The sequence below is a fragment of the Methanomassiliicoccales archaeon LGM-DZ1 genome (assembly GCA_030168595.1).
Classification (GTDB): domain Archaea; phylum Thermoplasmatota; class Thermoplasmata; order Methanomassiliicoccales; family Methanomethylophilaceae; genus Methanomethylophilus.
Genome location: CP115556.1, coordinates 553,389 through 571,769 on the forward strand (window position 1 = coordinate 553,389; position 18,381 = coordinate 571,769).

The 18,381-nt window shown below is 57.3% G+C and carries 14 protein-coding genes, 1 tRNA gene and 1 pseudogene; 5 read left to right on the plus strand and 11 right to left on the minus strand.

Annotated features, from left to right (window positions below; genetic code table 11):
- Window positions 1-18: 18 nt before the first annotated feature.
- From O8W32_02585 to O8W32_02595, 3 genes are all read right to left on the minus strand, one after another.
- Window positions 19-2,850 carry an HAD-IA family hydrolase gene (locus O8W32_02585; GenBank protein WII09730.1) on the minus strand — a complete coding sequence of 944 codons (2,832 nt, stop codon included), beginning with the start codon at window positions 2,848-2,850 and terminating at the stop codon, window positions 19-21.
- Between the two features lie 228 nt (window positions 2,851-3,078).
- Complete coding sequence (locus tag O8W32_02590) at window positions 3,079-5,262, minus strand: ATP-binding cassette domain-containing protein (GenBank protein WII09731.1); 2,184 nt, start codon at window positions 5,260-5,262, stop codon at window positions 3,079-3,081.
- Window positions 5,263-5,264: 2 nt separating this feature from the next.
- Window positions 5,265-6,077, minus strand: a complete 813-nt coding sequence (locus O8W32_02595; protein ID WII09732.1) for an ABC transporter permease — start codon at window positions 6,075-6,077, stop codon at window positions 5,265-5,267.
- 106 nt (window positions 6,078-6,183) lie between these two features.
- Between O8W32_02595 and O8W32_02600 the strand changes: the two genes are divergently transcribed.
- Both O8W32_02600 and galE read left to right on the plus strand, forming a co-directional pair.
- Window positions 6,184-7,428, plus strand: a complete 1,245-nt coding sequence (locus O8W32_02600) for an NAD(P)-binding protein (GenBank protein ID WII09733.1) — start codon at window positions 6,184-6,186, stop codon at window positions 7,426-7,428.
- A 43-nt stretch (window positions 7,429-7,471) separates the two neighbouring features.
- Window positions 7,472-8,476: pseudogene (gene galE / locus O8W32_02605) on the plus strand (UDP-glucose 4-epimerase GalE).
- A gap of 416 nt (window positions 8,477-8,892) precedes the next feature.
- Here the strand turns inward: galE and O8W32_02610 are convergent.
- The 3 genes from O8W32_02610 to rfbA form a co-directional block, all read right to left on the minus strand.
- Window positions 8,893-9,927: a bifunctional phosphoglucose/phosphomannose isomerase gene (locus O8W32_02610; protein WII09734.1), complete on the minus strand. Its 1,035-nt coding sequence runs from the start codon at window positions 9,925-9,927 to the stop codon at window positions 8,893-8,895.
- Between the two features lie 139 nt (window positions 9,928-10,066).
- A complete protein-coding gene (locus tag O8W32_02615; GenBank protein ID WII09735.1) occupies window positions 10,067-11,785 on the minus strand; it encodes a hypothetical protein in 1,719 nt (572 codons plus the stop codon).
- Complete coding sequence (rfbA, locus tag O8W32_02620) at window positions 11,716-12,642, minus strand: glucose-1-phosphate thymidylyltransferase RfbA (protein WII09736.1); 927 nt, start codon at window positions 12,640-12,642, stop codon at window positions 11,716-11,718. Before rfbA ends, O8W32_02615 begins: the two co-directional genes overlap by 70 nt.
- A 189-nt stretch (window positions 12,643-12,831) precedes the next feature.
- On the opposite strand from rfbA, the gene O8W32_02625 reads away from it, so the two are divergent.
- Window positions 12,832-12,904 (plus strand) — tRNA-Pro (locus tag O8W32_02625).
- 113 nt (window positions 12,905-13,017) lie between these two features.
- Here O8W32_02625 and O8W32_02630 read toward each other — a convergent pair.
- Window positions 13,018-13,536 (minus strand): isochorismatase family protein, encoded by a 519-nt coding sequence (locus O8W32_02630; GenBank protein WII09737.1) that lies wholly within the window; start codon window positions 13,534-13,536, stop codon window positions 13,018-13,020.
- The gene (locus O8W32_02635) at window positions 13,533-14,036 is read right to left on the minus strand and encodes an HPP family protein (protein WII09738.1); all 504 of its coding nucleotides are present in this window, start codon (window positions 14,034-14,036) and stop codon (window positions 13,533-13,535) included. Before O8W32_02635 ends, O8W32_02630 begins: the two co-directional genes overlap by 4 nt.
- Before the next feature lie 154 nt (window positions 14,037-14,190).
- Here O8W32_02635 and O8W32_02640 point away from each other — a divergent pair, with 154 nt between their 5' ends.
- Window positions 14,191-14,739 carry a flavodoxin family protein gene (locus O8W32_02640; GenBank protein ID WII09739.1) on the plus strand — a complete coding sequence of 183 codons (549 nt, stop codon included), beginning with the start codon at window positions 14,191-14,193 and terminating at the stop codon, window positions 14,737-14,739.
- 60 nt (window positions 14,740-14,799) lie between these two features.
- Entirely contained in the window at window positions 14,800-15,423 is a 624-nt protein-coding gene (locus O8W32_02645) for a flavodoxin family protein (GenBank protein WII09740.1), read from the plus strand.
- 50 nt (window positions 15,424-15,473) lie between these two features.
- Here the strand turns inward: O8W32_02645 and O8W32_02650 are convergent, their stop codons facing one another.
- From O8W32_02650 to O8W32_02660, 3 genes are all read right to left on the minus strand, one after another.
- Window positions 15,474-16,151 (minus strand): CYTH domain-containing protein, encoded by a 678-nt coding sequence (locus tag O8W32_02650; GenBank protein WII09741.1) that lies wholly within the window; start codon window positions 16,149-16,151, stop codon window positions 15,474-15,476.
- A gap of 59 nt (window positions 16,152-16,210) precedes the next feature.
- The gene (locus tag O8W32_02655; GenBank protein WII09742.1) at window positions 16,211-16,876 is read right to left on the minus strand and encodes a helix-turn-helix domain-containing protein; all 666 of its coding nucleotides are present in this window, start codon (window positions 16,874-16,876) and stop codon (window positions 16,211-16,213) included.
- A 188-nt stretch (window positions 16,877-17,064) separates the two neighbouring features.
- Window positions 17,065-18,288 carry an isocitrate/isopropylmalate family dehydrogenase gene (locus O8W32_02660; protein ID WII09743.1) on the minus strand — a complete coding sequence of 408 codons (1,224 nt, stop codon included), beginning with the start codon at window positions 18,286-18,288 and terminating at the stop codon, window positions 17,065-17,067.
- Between the last annotated feature and the right edge of the window lie 93 nt (window positions 18,289-18,381).

Below are 18,381 nucleotides of genomic sequence, written 5' to 3' on the forward strand. Positions count from 1 at the left end.
CCGTAATTCCGTAAAATTTCACTTGAACCACTGCTTAAAGATCGGCACGTACTGGGTATGCTCAGAGTCATACCCGTGCTTTATCTTCTTCATGAGCTCCTTGTCGACCTCTGTCGGGATCCTGCAGAGGTTGTTGAGGTAGTTCAGCACCGTATCGCAGCTGAGCCAGATCTCCGGAACATGCGCTGCATAATCCTCTGCATACTCCACAATCCCTTTGGACACCAAGGGATAGACCTCCGAACGCACCTGCTCATATTGATTGCGTTCTTTGTACACAGGCTTTCCGTCCCTGACGTCCTCTATCGGCGCTTCAGGAGATGTAATGAAGAATTCCATCACATCCCAATCCACTGTTTTGAAGGCATGCTCACGCTGGAATGTCTCGTGTAGGAACTCTTCCATATTCATCCTGTTATGCCCGTTGTCGATGCTGGCCCAGTAATAACCTTTGACCTCTCTTCCAGGTAGAGACCGTGAAAGCAGTTTCTGGGAAGAGAAGTGGATCGTGATAGTATCTACGAGGGCGATCCTGCTGTCGTCGGAGAGCGATGAAACGTATTCAGAATATTCTTTCCTCTTCTTGTCCGCAAGGTTTCTCAGTTCCTTGGAATGCGCCCTCAGGAACGCTTCTTTGGATTCATAGTCCATGTCTTCAGGTACCGCGCCGGTCTCCATGCAGTAGTAGTCGTACACGGCCTTGACGGCAGGTTCAGCCTCCTTCCTGTCAGAGGCCATCTTCTCCTCCAGATCCCCATTGCAGATGTTGCTGATGTGCCTCGGAGCATAGAAATAATGAGATTCCACCTTCCCTCCGGACAGCATATCGAAAATCCTTTGAAGCGTGTAACCGTCTCTCGCTACGAAATAAACCGTTCTGAAACCGTCTTTCCTGATGCTTTTGTACAGCCAATTCACATATGCTGTGACCACCGGACCGGCGAAAAGATACCCGAACCTCTCCCAGTAGTCCATATCCCTGGCCCTCCCGAGAGAGGCAACAGCCAACAGCACCGAGGCATCCAACTGCGGATTAGAATCGATGAATGGCCTCATGCGGCAATCTGTTTCCAGGAGGGCATCAATGTTCTTGGTGACCCAAAAAGCTTTGATTCCCATTTTCTTCGGGACTCTGCAATCGCTGATGAGATTGTCTCCGATGTGCACCACCCCCGACGGCCTGATTCCCAGATCTTCTATAGCATATTGGAAGAGGGTCCCTTTGAGCTTCGTCTTCATTAGGTCGCTGGAGATATACAGCCTCTCAGCCCTGCCGTATCCGCATTTATCAATCATCGCCTGAACGGTTTCCTTAGGCAGATACATATCGGAAATGATGACTATTCTCTTTCCTTTGTCTGCAGCATAATCGAAAAGCAGCTTCAGCACCGGATTTGGGGTGATGAATCTGATCTCTGCCTCTTTCTCTGCATCCTTCAGCAGACGGTACACGGCCGGGATGCTATCATAGATCTGGTCCAGAGTGACCTCCTCATCGTCAGGATGCGCCGCCCTGCATTCTCTTTCGGCATTTATCCGTGCCGCAGCAAAACCCTTCTTCCCAGAACTGATCTCGACCGAGGTGAAAATATCGGTTGGTCTGACGAATGGGCGAATGGCCAACGTATCAAAGAAATCGAAAGAGACCACCTCACAACGATCTATGGCGGATTGGATGCCCCTGTAATCGATGTAGTGATCGGTGTTGATCTGCTTTGCAGCCTCCCTCTCAAAACGCTTCAGCGTAAGGAGCTTCGAAACGATAGAATGCTTTTCTCTGTTGTATCTCTTGAACCTGTACCTGATTATTGGATCCTTATCGAAGATCCTCGATGCATATTCGTCCCTGAACTTCTTGGACCTATGGGCCGAGACCTCCGCCATAGATTTCGCCAGCATGGCCTTGGTGTATCCAAGCTCCTTGGAAATCTCGGCATGAACATCCTGGGATTTGAGAAGCAGAGACCCGGCAGCAGGGGACATGGCAGCATATTGCCACCATTCGCGATAATAATGGCAATTGCAGTAGTTCCAGGGTTTGTTTCCCCCTGCATAATGCATGATCTTCGCTGCTCTGAAGGAATCAGCGATCTGCTCAGACGGATAGTAACTCCTGGTAAAAGAGCGCGAGTAATCTATGTTGAAGTCGCAGAAAACGTTGTAATGCGGAGGAAGGAACTTCACCTTGTCGTGATTGGCCTGCCCGATCGTGGCATTGAGGATGTCCTGATCCGCGAACGGAGGGTTGGGATGACAATCGAAGAATCTCCTGAACGAAGACCAAAGGCCGATCGATCTGGCCTGATCTAAATCGACGAGGAAGAATCCTGCGTTGAAATATGGGGCGGCCATCGGGTCCTTGACGAACAGTGCGTACTCATCCCAGCCATATACATGAGCCAGCACCTCTTCCCTTTTGTCCATGGCGTAGATCTCCACGACAGCGGCGAAAAGGCTCTTCCCCAGACCGTCGTAAATCGGCGCAAGATCGGTATTGATGATCATGTCGCCGTCAACATAGAAGACCTTGTGCACAGTTTCAGGGAGAATCTTGAAAATCAAGAGGCGATAATAGCAGACGATATTGATATAGGAATTATGGAAAGTGGTAATATCCACATCAGCGAATAATTTCTCATACTGCTCCATTGAGTAGATCTCAATGTCACAGTCACGGAACTTCTTTAGAGCCAGGAGCCTTTTCTCATAATCTGGGTTAATGTCCCTCATGAATAGGTGAAAAGAGGCCCTCCTGGACCGATCCAGATTGGCCAGGATGGAGGTGCATGTAACAACGATCTGATCGACGTAATTGCGATCGCCGGTAAGAACGAAGTCTATCCTGTCCAAAGAAACGTCTCCTGTCTAGATTGTTTCAAATCGCTGGCAGATATTTAATTTAATGGAATGAACCTGAGACTCAGGAAAAATGCTCTCTGCAGCACTGTATGCTCAATGATTGATGCTTGAATGCCAAGAGATATTAAGGCTGATGATCGCAGTCTCAGAAAGACATACAGATCTCTGATACATGCAGACATAAATATCGTCATACATCGAAAGAATATGTCAATTCATTCAGTCTCTTATCAGTTCCACCCTGCCGCGGGCCCAGGCATCGCCCATCCTTGCGGACTTCTCATACCATTCGGCAGCCTTGGCACGGTCCCTCCTCACTCCTGTTCCGTTGAAATACAGATTGCCCATCCGATTGCATGCGTCGATGTTCCCTTCGTCACCGATGACGGCCAACGCCGAGACCGCTTCCTCGAACATCCGGCGGTCATCAGATAGCCCGGAGGCATAGAGATCGATTATGTTCCCGAGAGCGACGGTGTTTCCATTATGCGAGGCCTTCCTGAACATCTCGGCCGCTTTCGCAATATCTTCAGCTGCCCCTTTGCCATCGCGGTACATCTCGCCGACCCTGTTAGCGCTCCAGGAATCCGAATTCATGGCAGCAGACTGATACCACCTCAGTGCCTCGGCATAGTCCTTCACCACCCCGATCCCCGAGTAGTAGAAGTTGCCCATCCTCCTCATGGCGTCGGCATTGCCGTTCTCCGCCAGAAACCTCATCCTCTCGATCTGCTGCTTCCATTCGTCGTTTCCCTGAGCCAGAGAGGCATTGATCGCATTCCCCGCCCCTGGAGCGATGCCTTGCATGGCCGCGGACTCGTAGCACTTCTCCATGAAATCTGCGTCCGGTGCGCCTGACGTCCTCATCCTGTCGGCCACCTGGATGCAATTCCATCCAAGAGATGAGAACGAGTAGAGGGAGAACCACTTCCTGGATCCGTCGAGGTCCACCTCGGTCCCCACGCCGTCCCTCATCATCACGGCCGTCTGGTACATGCAGTTCCCGTTGCCCAGCTCCGCGCCCCTGAGGTAGAGCGCGAAGGCCTTGCGCTCATCCCTCGGGATGACCTTCCCGCGGAAGTACAGGTCTGCCAAGAGGGTTATCGAGGGCATGAAGCCCCTGCCGCTCGCCTCCGTGAGGTAGGCCTCCATCTTCTTCGGGTCCTTGGGGATGCCAGCGCCATCACGGCACATGACGGCAGCCTGGTGCATCGCCGGCGGATAGCCCTGACCCGCCGACTTGACGAACCAATCGAATGCCTCCCTGCGGCCGTCATTGGAGAGCGCCAGCTTCAGAAGGGTGTCCCCGCATCTGAACTGATCCAATGAATCGCCAAGCTGCCCGATCGCAACAGCTGCCTTCCGAAGCTCATCGCGGAAGCCGTTCTGCGGCCCGGCGGCTGATATCCTGAGCTTGGCATCGCCGTTGCCCATGTTCACGGCCGATTGGTAGAGGAACATGGCCTCTTCGTCCTTGCCCTCCTTCGCAAGCATGTCCCCGTACTCCACCTGGGCCTGCGGATGCCCCTGGTCTGAGGCTTTCCTGATCCATTCCCGATAAAGCTCTGCATCTTTCCCGAACGGCCCGCTGCCGTCCCTGTACATCATAGCCAAGCGGAACTGCGATTCGGCATCCCCAGACTGTGCCAGATCGGAGATGACCTCGGGGGATTCGGACATGGCGTATTCATATTGGGCGCATATGTCCCGAGGCCTGCCGTCCCTGAAGATCCTGCCGCCCTCGATCCATATGACGCGGGTGCACATGTCCTCCATGTCGCGGATCGAGTGCGACACGAAAACGACCGTCTTCCCGCTCTTGGCCAGATTCCTGAAGTGCTGCTGCGCCTTCTTCCTGAAGCTCTCATCTCCGACGCTGAGTATCTCGTCCACCAGCATGATGTCGGAATCAACGTTGACCATGATGGCGAAGGCCAGCCTGCTGTACATCCCGGAGGAATAGGTCCGAACCGGATTGTCGATGTACTTTCCGATCCCGGAATAGTCGATGATCCTCTGGACGTTCGGCTCCATCTCCTTCCTCGTGAATCCGTAAAGCTCCCCCTTGAGGTAGATGTTCTCCCTTCCGGACATATCCTGGTTGAAACCCATGCCCAGCTCCAGGATCGACGCCACCTTGCCTGAATGCTCGATCTTCCCGGAATCAGGCTCCATGATCTTCGCGATCATCGAGAGCAGCGTGCTCTTCCCTGCGCCGTTCCTTCCGATGATCCCCAGGACCTCCCCCTTCCTCACGTCCAGGGACAGGTCGTCGATGACCCTGTTCTCCACCTTCTTCGTAGGGTTCCTGTTGAAACGCCCCGCCTTCCGGTCGGGGTCCGATACCTCTATCCTGAACGTCTTGCAAACATGTCTGACCTCTATCGCATTCTTGGGATCCATGATTAAAGCCTCTCTGCGAACCCGCGCTTGAGGCGGCGGAACACCGCATAGCCCAGGACCAATGCGAATAACGCCAGCAGCAGGCACATCGAGATGACCCATGCGTCCGGCGGTTCCCCGAAGTACACTGCGCTGTGAAGCGCTTCGACAAAATAGGTGAACGGATTGATCCAGATGAGAGCATTCAGCAGGCCGGTGGCCTCATCGGCGAAGAAGTACATGGGGGTCATGAAGAAGAACACCATGCTTATCGAGTTCAGAACGTACTGGACATCGCGGGAGTACACGGTCAGGGAAGAGAACAGGAACACGTACCCCGTGACGAAGATCAGCTCCAGGATAAGAACCGCCGGAACGAAGAGCATGGAGACCCAATCGAGCGAGAAACCAGTCGCGGCAATCAGGATGAGGCTGACCGAGTAACCGATCAGCATTATCAGGAACGTGCTAAGGGTCTGGGCGAACACCAGGATCTCCCTGGGGAAGTAGATCTTCTTGACCATGCCCGAGTTGCCGGTGATCGCAGATGCCCCTCCCGTCAGGTTCTGGGTCATGAAGGAGAACGGGAACATCGCCGACAGGACGTAGACCATGAAATCAGAAATCGCCGACTTGCGGATCTCCGTGAACACGACGTAGTAGACGCAGATCATCACCATGGGGATGATGAAGTTCCAGGCGAATCCCAGAGCGGAGTTGCGATAACGGCCGAACAGGTTGTTGTAAACAAGGGAATGCAGGATGCTGCGGGAAGCGTACAGCTCGCGCAGATGATGCCTGGCCCCTCTGATGACCTTGTTTCCTCCGCTCTTCATGCTTTCCCTTTCTGAAACGCGTACCTTATATTAATTGTCGCCAACGGAAATGAAGGCATTTCCGAGTGCATCAGAGAAGGGGATGCACGGAATCCTCGTTTTTATATTGGACAAGGAGATAGGCCGTCCTATGAGCGGACGCAGGTACCTGGTGGTCGGAGCCGGGATATCGGGATCGACCATTGCAAGGCTGATGGCCGGCAGGGAGCCAGATTCTAGCATCACGGTCATCGATTCATCTGACCGCATCGCCGGAGCCTGCAGCGACCGCATCCAGGACGGGATTGACGTCCAGGACCTTGGTCCGCACATCCTGCATACAGACGACGCCGAGGTATGGGGATTCCTCTCCCGCTTCACCGATTTCAATGCCTACCTGCACCGCGTGAAGGGAATCATTGGGGGGTCCGAGGTCCCGCTCCCGTTCAACACCGACAGCCTCCGCATCTGCTTCCCCCCGACTGCCGCCGGCGAGATCGAGAAGAAGCTCGTGAACGCCTACGGGGTCGGAGCACGCGTCCCCGTAGATGAACTGAAGAAGAGCGATGACAGGGACATTAGGACGCTCGCTGCATTCCTCGAGAGGAGATGCACGCCGGATGGCGGGGGGCAGGTGCCTGCCGGTCTCTGCGGGGCGGCCGACCGCGGGATCGTGATAGTCTCCCGCGAACCTGGATGCTACGGCGAGAAGTACCAGGGAGTGCCCGTCGGGGCTTTCAACAACACCCGCAGGGGAACGGTGCTTGGAGGATATTCTGCGATGGTACGCAACATGCTCGACATGCCGAACGTGAAGGTATGCCTCGGGACTCCGTTCGACCCTGATTCCGCCGATGACTATGACAGGATATTCTACACAGGCAGCGCCGACGGGCTGCTGGATTACCGTTTCGGACGCCTCCCGTATCGTTCAAGGCGCTTCGTCTTCGAGACCCATCTCAGGGAGCATGTTCTGGACAACGCCGTCATCGAATACCCTGAGAATTATGACTTCGAGAGAATCCACGAGTTCAAGTACTACCTGGGCACGAAGACCCAGACCACCATGACTGCGAAAGAGTACCCTGACGAGTACGTCCCCGGCAAGAACGAACCGTGCTTCACCATCCCGTCAGCTGAGAGCGTGGCCCTTCACAGAAAGTATGCAGAGGCGGCCGCTTCGGAATTCCCTAACCTGAAACTCCTGGGAAGGCTTGGAGACTACAGGGACTACAGCATCGGCGAGGCGGTCTCCAGGTCCATCTCAGTGTTCAGGGAGGAGTTCGGACCTGAGCTCCCGGAGATCAGGAACCACAAATCGAGCAGGACCGCCGGCAGCAAGACGCCCACCGTGATGTACCTGGGGTATTGAGATGGCAGGCTCAAACGTGAAGAAGGCGCCGACCGGGACCGTGATGGTCACCGGAGGCTGCGGATACATCGGCTCCCACTGCGTCCTGGCACTTCTCGAGAAAGGCTATGATGTGGTATCTTTCGACAATTTCTCAACAGGGCACAGGGAGATCTCAGACAGGATCACATCATTCTCCGACGATTTAGCAGGAAGATACCTGGGGGCTTTCGAAGGCGACCTTAACAGCCCATCTGATCTGGAGATGGCGTTCTCCGAGCACCATCCGTCAGCCGTCATCCACTTCGCGGCCCTCTCCCGCGTCGAGGAATCCATGCAGGACCCGGCGAGATACTACAGGAACAACGTGTGCGGGACGATGAACCTCCTGGATGCGATGAGGGAGAACCGCATCGACAAGATCGTGTTCTCGAGCACCGCCGCGACCTACGGGGAGCCGAACTACGTGCCCATCGACGAGAAGCATCCCTAGGTTCCCATCAACCCATACGGCAACACCAAACTGGCCATCGAGCGCATGATGGACGACTACGGGAAGGCCTACGGGATCCGCAGCGTCAGGCTCAGGTACTTCAACGTCGCCGGGGCCGATTCGAGGCTGAGGACGGGGGAGTGGCACGCCAATGAGTCGCACCTGATCCCCAGGATACTGATCTCAGTCTCTTCCGGAAAGCCGTTCAGGTTCTTCGGGACCGACTACCCCACACCTGACGGGACCTGCATAAGAGACTATGTCAACGTAGAGGACCTTGCGGACGCTCACCTTCTGGCACTGTCCCATCTGGAGAAAGGCGGTGACACTGATTTCTTCAACCTCGGCACGGGCGAGGGTTCCTCCGTGAAGAACGTGTACGACGCATGCTGCAGGGTCCTGGGCATCGACATCCCCTGCACATTCGAGGCCCGCCGTCCCGGGGATCCCGCAAAACTGGTGGCCGACAGCTCGAAGGCCAGGAATGTCCTAGGATGGAGGCCCTCCAGGACGCTGGATGACAGCATCCGCACTGCGTGGGAATGGGAGAAGAAGAGAAGGGAACTTTTCAGCTGAAGAAAGAACATTATAATCGATGTGCTCCGACTTATTCAGCCTCTAATGCTGAGTTCGGCAGTGTAATTGTCGCCGCGCGGCATCCCGATCCCCTTGGAATCCGAATCACCGTTCACCATATTCCGAGCACTGAGTCGACTGAAACTGCCCACGCGGCCACCGTCTCAGGATCAGAACCGACCTACACGTCGAAACCGGCAGCCGACAATCCGAGAGAAGCCGAATCGAATCTACCTACCTCATCTGATCCTACGCAGACAGTCACCTGAATGTCCCGGACTGCATTCTCCATTGACAGAGACTGAAACGGCTGCCGTCCTATCATCCGATCGTTCAGAAGCGTAAAGATAAACTGCTCCAACTGCAGATGCCATCGCGAAAATCGCGATCACGTCAATCGCGGCTGTGATGGAGTTTCACCGTTTCTCGCCCCTGCCCTTGAACACGCCCTTTATCCTCGACTTGATGTCGGTGATGGGGTCGACGTTGCAGGGATCGACACTGTGCAGAGAGGCCAGATATAGAGACACATGGTCCCCAAACATGATGCCGTAGATCATCCGCTCCAGCTGGGTATCGCCGCGGGTCTCGATGTACTTCGGTTCCAGCCCGCGGGTCTTCAACAGGTCCGACGTTGCGTGGACGATGTCGTTGATGTACTCCAGAGAATCATCGTTGATGATGATCGGGACGAAATCGAACCTCTTGTTGTCATCGTACCAGCCGACGACCTCGTTGTGATTGAACTCAGGCATCACTCCGGAGAATGCCACCATCTTCGAGTTCTCGTTGAGCTGGTTCTTCATCCTGACGGCAATCGACTCCATGTCCGGCGTCCCATAGACAACTGGTACCTTCCCATCGACGGCTTCTGCCAGCCTCCAGGCTTCCCCTTCGCCGTCCTCGATGTCCTCCTGATAGCGGCGGAGACGTGGGATCATCCCTCTGATCTCATCCCTCACGGCGGGTCCGCCGGCATCCTCGATGATGGCCCCCAGAGTGCCGATGAACCACCCGATGGCGCTGCGAGGCTGCATCTTCTTGCCGTTAATCATTACCAATGGATTGCCGTTCTTCCTGGTAAGCTCCAGAAGATCGCCGCCATGTGTCACCGAGACCACATCGAGGCCCATGTCGATGGCCTTCTCGTACATGTAGAGCGTCTCAGCCGTGTTGCCCGAGTAACTGCAGGCCACCAGCAGGGTGTTCTCCTTGTTGATCCACGAAGGCAGCGACATAGTCTTCACGATGTCCACCGACACCGGAGACTTGTAGTACATCGAATCAGCGTAGATCCTCCCGCCGATAGCAGATGCGCCCATTCCGCAGATGAGGATGTGAGAATACTTTCTCTTAAGACCTGTCTTAGAGGAAACGGCCTCTTCGAGGTCGTCAACGAAACCCGAGACCTCCGACGACATTTCGTTGAGTTGCTCAGTTGAAAAATCCATCTTGCGGGCCATAGCCATCCTCTAATTATAAGTGATAATGAGTACCTTAATAAAACGTTTATCTAACTTAATAAGGTTATTCGAAACTCGCATTCGATCTCAGTATTTGCAGGGACATGGCCAGAGACCCACCCTAGAATTATTTGCTTAGGCGCCTTGTTCTTCTCCGCTTCGCCAAGGCATTGTACGCCCTGACCGCAACCTTGTAGGCGGCCAGCCTGGGGAGGTCGGTCCACCTGACGATGAGGTGACGTGTGATTACGTGGCGGGTGTCCACGGCCCACTTCATCCCAGAAAGAGTGCATGGGTCGTTCCCGTGTTCCTCCGCTATGAGGACATCCAACCAAGAGTCCATGATGTGCCAGTCTATCCTGGGAACCCTCTGCCCGAACACATCCTTCCAGAGCTTTACGCAGTCCATGATGCCCGCTTCGATCTGCGGAAACGCTTCCTCCCTGATCCGTTCGTCCTCCGGGATCTGCGTAGCGGGGACCGGCTCCCCGTCCTCATTGAAGTCGTCCAGCGGAGGCTCGCCGCTGGCCATGAAGAACTCCGTCAGGTTCACGTAGGTCGAGGACAGCTTCTGCTCCGAACGATCGGCATAGCAGGAATGATCCGGGCCGCCCTCCGCGGTCACCGCATAGTAGCACCCTTCCAATTCCGTCCCCCGCATATAATCGGAGAGGTCCCGCTGAGCGGTGAAGCTTTTGGTGGTTGCGTCCACCACGGCGGCAGAAACCGGCGAACCGGCGGCAGATACAATATGCTTGGCACATCTGACGCGCCCCTCGGCGGAAAGCCTGTCCATCTCCTCCCTGTGCTCCTCTGCAAATCTCCTCCAGTCCCTGCGGGAAGCTTCATTAGGGCCGATGATTCCCCTGCGCAGCATGTAGTCCGCCATCGACAGAACGGCATCCCTGCGCTCCCAATTAGGAGAGCCGAATATCCTGGCCATCATCCTCGATGTGTGCAGATATGCATGAGCACGTCCCCCGTAAAGGGTCTCCCAGGAACGCATGGGCATATACCCGTCCCTCGACAGGAACAGAAGCTCTTCCGCTTTCTGCGTATGTTCCACGATGAACCTGGCGAAGACCGCGTTCATCGGTCCACCGAACCTGCGCGAGACCTTGTGCATATAGGCCTCATCCTTATCTGAGCTGGATTCAGAAAGCATGTCCATAGCGGCTACGGCCGATGCCTGCCAACAAGGGTTCTTTTCAGCAAACCGAGCCTCAGACCTGTGCCGAGACAGGTACCTTTCCGTCATGGGGATCCAGCGAACGGCGTCCATTCCCAGTGCAGCTGACGAACCGATGTCCGCGTTCGGACCGTCGCCTATTACGGCCACACTATGCGGAGAAAGACCCAGATAAGCCAGGACATTCTTCCACAGGCCGTTCCTCTTGGAGATCTTCTCCTCGCAGGAGACGAACAGCCTCTCCCATCCCGAGTAACCGCAATGCTCCAGAATATCTGATATCGTGCCAGATGACAAGTACATGTCAGAAACAAGCACAATCCTCTTCCCTGAGGACCTGGCTCTTTCGAACAGATTCTTTGCCTCAGGATCAGCGAAAGAGAGCGAGACCTCTGCCCGGATCTCCTCCTTCATCATCCGGGCGTACATCGAATCCATGCTGGAATAGATCCCTTCCAACCTGGTCTCCCTGTCCTTCTCTCTGGCCTTCCTCTCTGCCTTGACCCTTGCCTCGGCGAAGCCTGGAGCGGAGAACTCATCCTCCAGATACCCGAATAGATCCCGAGGCTCAAGGAAAGGCCTGCAGGTCAGCGTTCCGAAGACATCGAAGGCGACGGCCTCAGCGCCTTCGACAGCCTTGTCCGGGGAGCTGACCATGTTCCTCGCTCGGACTGTGCCAGGTCCTTGAGGAAGCTGTAGTATGCCGTCTCCTTGAACCTGGAGACCCACTGGAGGAGCTGCTTCTTGGTGATGTAGCCCCTGCTGAGGGCGACCTGCTCCGGGCATCCTACAAGGGCGCGCCCGTTCTTCTCGGCATCGTGGACGTAGTTCCCGGCCGACAGCATGGTGTCGAAGGTTCCGGTGTCCGCCCAGGTGACCTCGTCCGGCAGGGATATCGCGCGGAGCTTCCCTGCCTGCATGTAGAGCCTGTTCAGGTCGGTTATCTCGAGCTCTCCGCGCTGCGACGGCCTGAGCTGCTTGGCGTACTTCACTGCATCCCGGTCGTAGAAGTACAGCCCCGTGACGGCCATGTCAGACTTCGGCTCAGCAGGCTTCTCCTCGAGGGAGACGACCTTGCCGTCAGCATCGAACTCCGCGACGCCGAACCTCTCCGGGTCGCTGACCTTCTTGCAGAACACTGTGGCGCCGTCGTTCGACATCGCCTCGGCCAGAAGCTCATCCATCTCGTCCCCGCAGAATATGTTGTCGCCGAGGGCGAGGGCGACGCTTCCCCCTCCGATGAACTTCTCGCCTATCAGGAAAGCATCGGCGATGCCGCGCAGGGTCTTCTGGACCGCGAACTTTATCTTGATCCCGAACTGGGACCCGTCGCCGAGGAGCCGTTTGAAATACGCTCTGTCCTCCTTGCTGACGATCACCAGAATCTCGGTTATCCCCGCGCTCATCAGCGCGGAAAGCGGATAGTAGATCATGGGTTTGTCGTAGATCGGCAGCAGGATCTTCGAGATGTGCTGGCTGGCCGGATAGAGACGGGTGCCCCTGCCGGCTGCCATTATTATTCCCTTCATAACCGCCGTTCCCCACGTTCATTAGTTATAAAAAGGTGCCAGTCACAAAGACGTTATTTCCGCCGATTGTACGTCGATAGCCGTACATAGCGCACGCGCCCTAACGGATGCGCCCTGAACTGAAGCAAATGCTTTTATCAGACGAGCGAATCCAAGTGTTCAACCCGTGGCTGTGGGGCTGTGGGGTAGCTTGGTATCCTTGTAGGTTCGGGACCTATTGACCCCGGTTCAAATCCGGGCAGCCCCACTCGGATCGCGTTCATATCCGGCGCCTGCGGTGTTTTTGGATTTGGCCTGTCTTTTCGAACCGTGCACAGACTTGCCCCGTCATGCACCGCCGATCATGCGCCGGCATCTGGGTCACTGTATGGATGATGCATCTATCGGGCCGTCGATGATGCCTGCGCCCCCTATCGAGCGCATCAGCACGGTCCTCGCGGCGTCATGGCTGGCCCGGCCGCCGTTGGATGCGGAGTAATGCATGAGGACGCGGCAGGGGATTCCCTTCTCGAAAAGGTCCTCGGCGTTCTTCAGGATGCAGCAATCGGTGTCGAAGCCTGCTATGTATACAGTTCCTACTCTGCGCTCCTTCAGGAGTGCCAGCAGCCTGCCGTCCGCCGCCGTGTAGAGATGTTTCTCGATGATGAAGTCCGCCCTGTCCTCGACGAAGTCCAGAAGATCCGTGTCGGGCGGGGACGCCATCCCCGTCCAGCCCATGAGCTCCCGGTAAGGGGACCCCGGGACGTTGACGAACTTCGTCGCTATGACCGTCCCGAACGGAAGCTCCAGAAGCTCCCTGATGCGCGGGACGGCATGCTCGGTCTCCGCCGAGACGAAGCCCCGCTGCACATCGATCAGCAGCAGGGCGGCGCCGGTCAATCGGAGGCCTCCGGCGGATGGGCGTCGCACCAGAGACGCGCCCTCCTGCACAGGTACCCGACGATCATCAGGAACACGATGCCGATCATGACTGGCCTTATGATGTACCAGAGGGAGTCGTAGTTGCTGAACACCATGGTCAGGGCGGTGGCGCCCCCGGGAGGGTGGATGGTGTCAGTGCAGACCATGACGATGATGGCGATCGCGACGGCGGCCGCAATCGAGTACCATTCGATGCCCATGAGGATCACGCACATGGCACCGATGAAAGCTGAGAACAGATGTCCGAAGAACACGTTCTTCGGCTTGGAGAGCGGGCCGTCCGGAACAGCGAACACGAGGACGGCCGTGGCACCGAACGAGGTCACCAGATAAGGGTCGTTGAACTCGAGGTCCGCCCAGGCCGTGACCGCGATGCCGACGAACGCCCCGATGAAGGTTATCTGGAGCTTCCTCGGGTCCTTCTCGGTCGGATGGAAGTATCCCTGAAGTTTGCTCATGCACCCGCGGACCTGCGCCCGCATATAAATACGGTAGGTTTCCGTCCGGATACGCTGGGATCCTGTCTTCCCTTCTCCGGAAATGTGCCTGTCACCTGCCGGGCGCGGGATGCATGCGAACGTTTATGTATGCCCGACGGAGGAATGGAGAAGGATGACTTACATCGTGATCCTCAACGGCAGCCCCCGTCCCCGGGGGAACACCGCTTCGATGATAGACGCCTTCGAGAAGGAGGCCGCGAAGCTCGGGATCGAGGTGCGCAGGTACAACATGTTCAGCCTGAACATCCGCGACTGCAAGGAATGCAACGCCTGCTACCGCGCAGGCGGCAAGCCCTGCATCCAGAAGGACGACTTCAACCCCATCGCCGAGGACATCAGGCGCGCCGACGGCGTGATCTTCTCCTCTCCGGTCTTCTGGTTCTCCATGACCGCCAACCTCAAACTCATCATGGACAGGATGTACTGCTACAGCGGGCTCGGCTTCGACGTGGGCGAGAAGAAGGTCGGCATCATAGCCGCGGCCGGGGATGATGAGGAGGACACCTTCGAGTGCCTGGTGGACCCCATCGAGAAATCCTGCGACCTCCTGAACTGGAACGTCGTGGGGAAGGTCCTCGCCGGGAACGTGATGGAGATGTCCGACGCGGACAAGGCCGGATGGCCCGCCAAGGCCGCCGAGCTGGCACATGCGTTCGTCTGACATCGGTACGGACGAAGATCATCGCAGAGAATCGCGGAAGAAAAGGAGGGATCGCATAATATGAAGGTGATGTTGGTCAACGGCAGCCCCCATGAGCACGGATGCACCTACACCGCGCTGAAGGAGGCCGCCGACGCTCTGGAGAAGAACGGGATAGAAGCGGAGATCATGTGGATCGGCAAGGATGCCATGTACGGCTGCTCCGCCTGCGGATACTGCAAGAGGAGCGGGAAAGGCTGCATCAGGAAGGATTCGGTCAACGACGTCCTTGAAAGGATCGATTCCATCGACGGCTTCGTGTTCGGGGCGCCGGTCTACTACTCCGGGCCCGACGGCCAGCTCACGGCGTGGATGGACAGGCTGTTCTATGCCAGCGTCGGCAGGATGGCCGGGAAGGTGGCCGCCTCCGTCGTGTCCTGCCGCAGAGGGGGCGCCAGCGCCGCCTTCGAGCGCCTCAACCAGTACTACCTCATGAGCAGGATGATCGTCCCCGGGGCGACCTACTGGAACCAGGTCCACGGGGACACCCCGGACGAGGTCCGCCAGGACCTCGAGGGGATGCAGAACATGCGCATCCTCGCCGGGTACATCGCCTGGATCCTCAAGTGCATCGACGCCGGCAGGAAGGCGGGCGTGCCCGCGCCGCCCTCTGAGGCGAAGGTCTTCACGAACTTCATACGCTGAGGAAGGGAAGGGGTATGCCGGGCCGCCGCGAAAGGCGGCCGGGCGCGCCCTCAGCCCTGCCTCAGAGATTCTATCCATTCGCGCCCGCGGGCGTACTTCGACATCCGCTCCTCGTCGAACAGGTAGTCCTCGGTGAGCCTGTAGACCAGGCGCTTCATCATCCTGTCGTCCTCTATGGCCTCGTCGAGCGATTCGAACTCGAGCTCGCAGACCGGGGCCGATCTGGCGCCGGTGCGGGGGTCCACGTACACGACGCTGTCGTAATCGGCCGTGTACTTCCTGACATTCGAAGATATGACGAACTCGCACCGGGTTATCTCGGCGGCCAGTTTCGGCATCGGGTCGATGGTGTCCGTCCCGAGGTAGTTCCGCGCATGGTCCTCCAGCGCCTTCATCCTGTCGAACCCCGGGACGTTGACCACCCTGGTCTCGACCTCGCGGCGGGAGAGCCCCATGCCGCTCCTGATGCTGGGCATCTTCACCGTGACATAGCCGGTGATGCCCTCGTCGCGGAAGCGCAGGACGATGCCCCGGTCCGCGAACGTGTCCCCCGGGTCGGTGTAATAGGTGTCGGTGTGCTTCTTCACCGATGCGTCCCCGCATGAGAACCCCTCCCTGGAGATGACTGAGCGCAGCCTCTGCAGGGCCGGGCCGGGATCGTCCGAGAACACGAACGGCCCCGAGTCCGCATAGAGCTTGATCTCGTTCTCCGTCCTAACGTCCGTCATGGTATCGCATATGCGAACGTTCCGCAGGGCTATAAAAGCGCGCTGCGAAGGCCTGCGGATCAGTTCTTTCCGCGGAACGACTTGTCGGTGCCCTCGATATAGGAGCAGATGATCTTCCTCTCGGCGGTCCTAAGGGCCACGTTGAGGGTGGATTTGGAGCATCCCAGGATGCCCGAGAGCTCGTCGAGGTCCATCTTCCTGGGCACGGCGTAATATCCGCGGGCGTAGGCCTCGCTGAGGTACTTCTCCTCCTTGGGAGTGAGGGTCATCTCGTCGCCGAACTTCCCTCCGGCAAGGAACTTGATCCTGTAGCCGTAGTCGCGGAGGGCCGACATGAGGCCGTGGACGGTGGAGGAGTCCGGGCCGACGATGGTCCACTCCACCAGGTTGTTCTCCAGCGGGACGGAGGACATGAGGAAGCACTTGTTCTTGCTGATCAGCGAGCAGATGAAGCAGCTGTGGTTGGTGATCATCGCTGTGTAATGGGTGGAGCTGATCCTCTCTATACTGCACTCGCCCAGGTCGGTCTTGGTGACGCCCTCTTCCAGGACATCCTTGTCCTGGGTTATGACCCTCATCATGGAGATGCCCTCTCCGGCGTTGGTGGACGAGCATTTGATGACCTGTATCGAAACATCCGCTCCCTCGGGAATGGGGATCAGCCTGCGGCAGGGATGCTCCTCGTATGGCATGCTGCGGTCGATCATCAGTCTGCAGTAGTACATCGGATTACCACCCATCCAAGCGGAGTTGGATTATATTAAACATGCTTAGAATGTATCAAAACGATACTTAAATCCCATCCAACAGATCTGGCCTATCGGGGTTATAGAAAAACTTAACCGCGAAAACAGGAAGGGGCGTGTGAAAAGGTTTTATACGAGGTCCCGAAGGGCCCCGGGCCGGCCGGGGCTCAGGCGGAGAGCTTGGACGCGGCGGCGTCCACGTACGCCTTCCAGGCCTTCTCGAGGTCGGGCCTCTGCACGGTCTCGATGACGTACTTCGCGAACTCCTCGCCGGTGGCGCCGGTGGACCTGCCGGTCATGACCAGCTTCTTCTCGAACTGGACGCAGACATCGAGCGCCATGTCGAGCTTCCTGGCCTTCTCGGTCTCGCCGATGTGCTCGAGCATCATCGCGACGGCCTTGATCATCGAGCAGGGGTCGGCGTACTTGGCGCGGCCCTCGGTGACCATCCTGGGCGCGGAGCCGTGGATGGCCTCGAACATGGCGTACCTCTTGCCGACGTTGGCCGATCCGGCTGTTCCGACGCCTCCCTGGATCTGCGCCGCCTCGTCGGTGATGATGTCGCCGTAGAGGTTGGGGAGCACGAACACGCGGAAGTTGGACCTGCGGGCCGGGTCGAGCAGCTTGGCGGTGGTTATGTCAATGAACCAGTCGTCCCACCTGACCTCAGGGTAGTCCTTCGCGACCTTCTCGGCGATGGACAGGAACTTCCCGTCGGTGGTCTTGATGATATTGGCCTTCGTGATGACGGAGACGTAGTTGGCGCCGGACTTCTTCGCGTAGTCGAACCCGGCCCTGAGGATCCTCTCGGTCCCCTGGGTGGTGGCGACGCAGTAGTCGATGGCCAGGTCGTCGGTGACGTTGATCCCATTGGAGCCGACGGCGTAGGACCCCTCGGTGTTCTCCCTGAAGAACCTCCAGTCGATGCCGAGCTCCGGGACCTTGACGGGGCGGATGTTAGCGAAGAGGTCGAGCTGCTTCCTCATGGCGACGTTGGCGGACTCGATGTTGGGCCAGGGGTCGCCCTTCTTGGGGGTGGTGGTCGGGCCCTTGAGGATGACATGGCACTGCTTCAGCTGCTCCATGACGTCGTCGGGGATGGCCTTCATGGTCTCCACGCGGTGCTCGATGGTGAGCCCGTCGATGTCCCTGATCTCGACCTTCCCGGCCTTGATCTTATCAGCCAGGAGGAACTCGAGGACCTTCTCGGCGTCCTTGCAGATGTAGGGGCCGATCCCGTCCCCTCCGCAGACTCCGATGATGAGCTTGTCCAGCTTGGAGTAGTCCGTCCAATCCGGTTCGTTCTTCAGCCTCTCGACCCTCTCAAGCTGCTGCCTGAGGAGGGCGCCGTACTGTTCCTGGGCCTTCTTGATTGCCTGCTCGTCGACCATTTCGATCGATAGTGCATCTGGCACGTGCGTTTAAAACTATGCGCGCGCAGGAACGGGGCTGCCGGGGCGGTCCGCATGCGCGGGCCGCGCCGG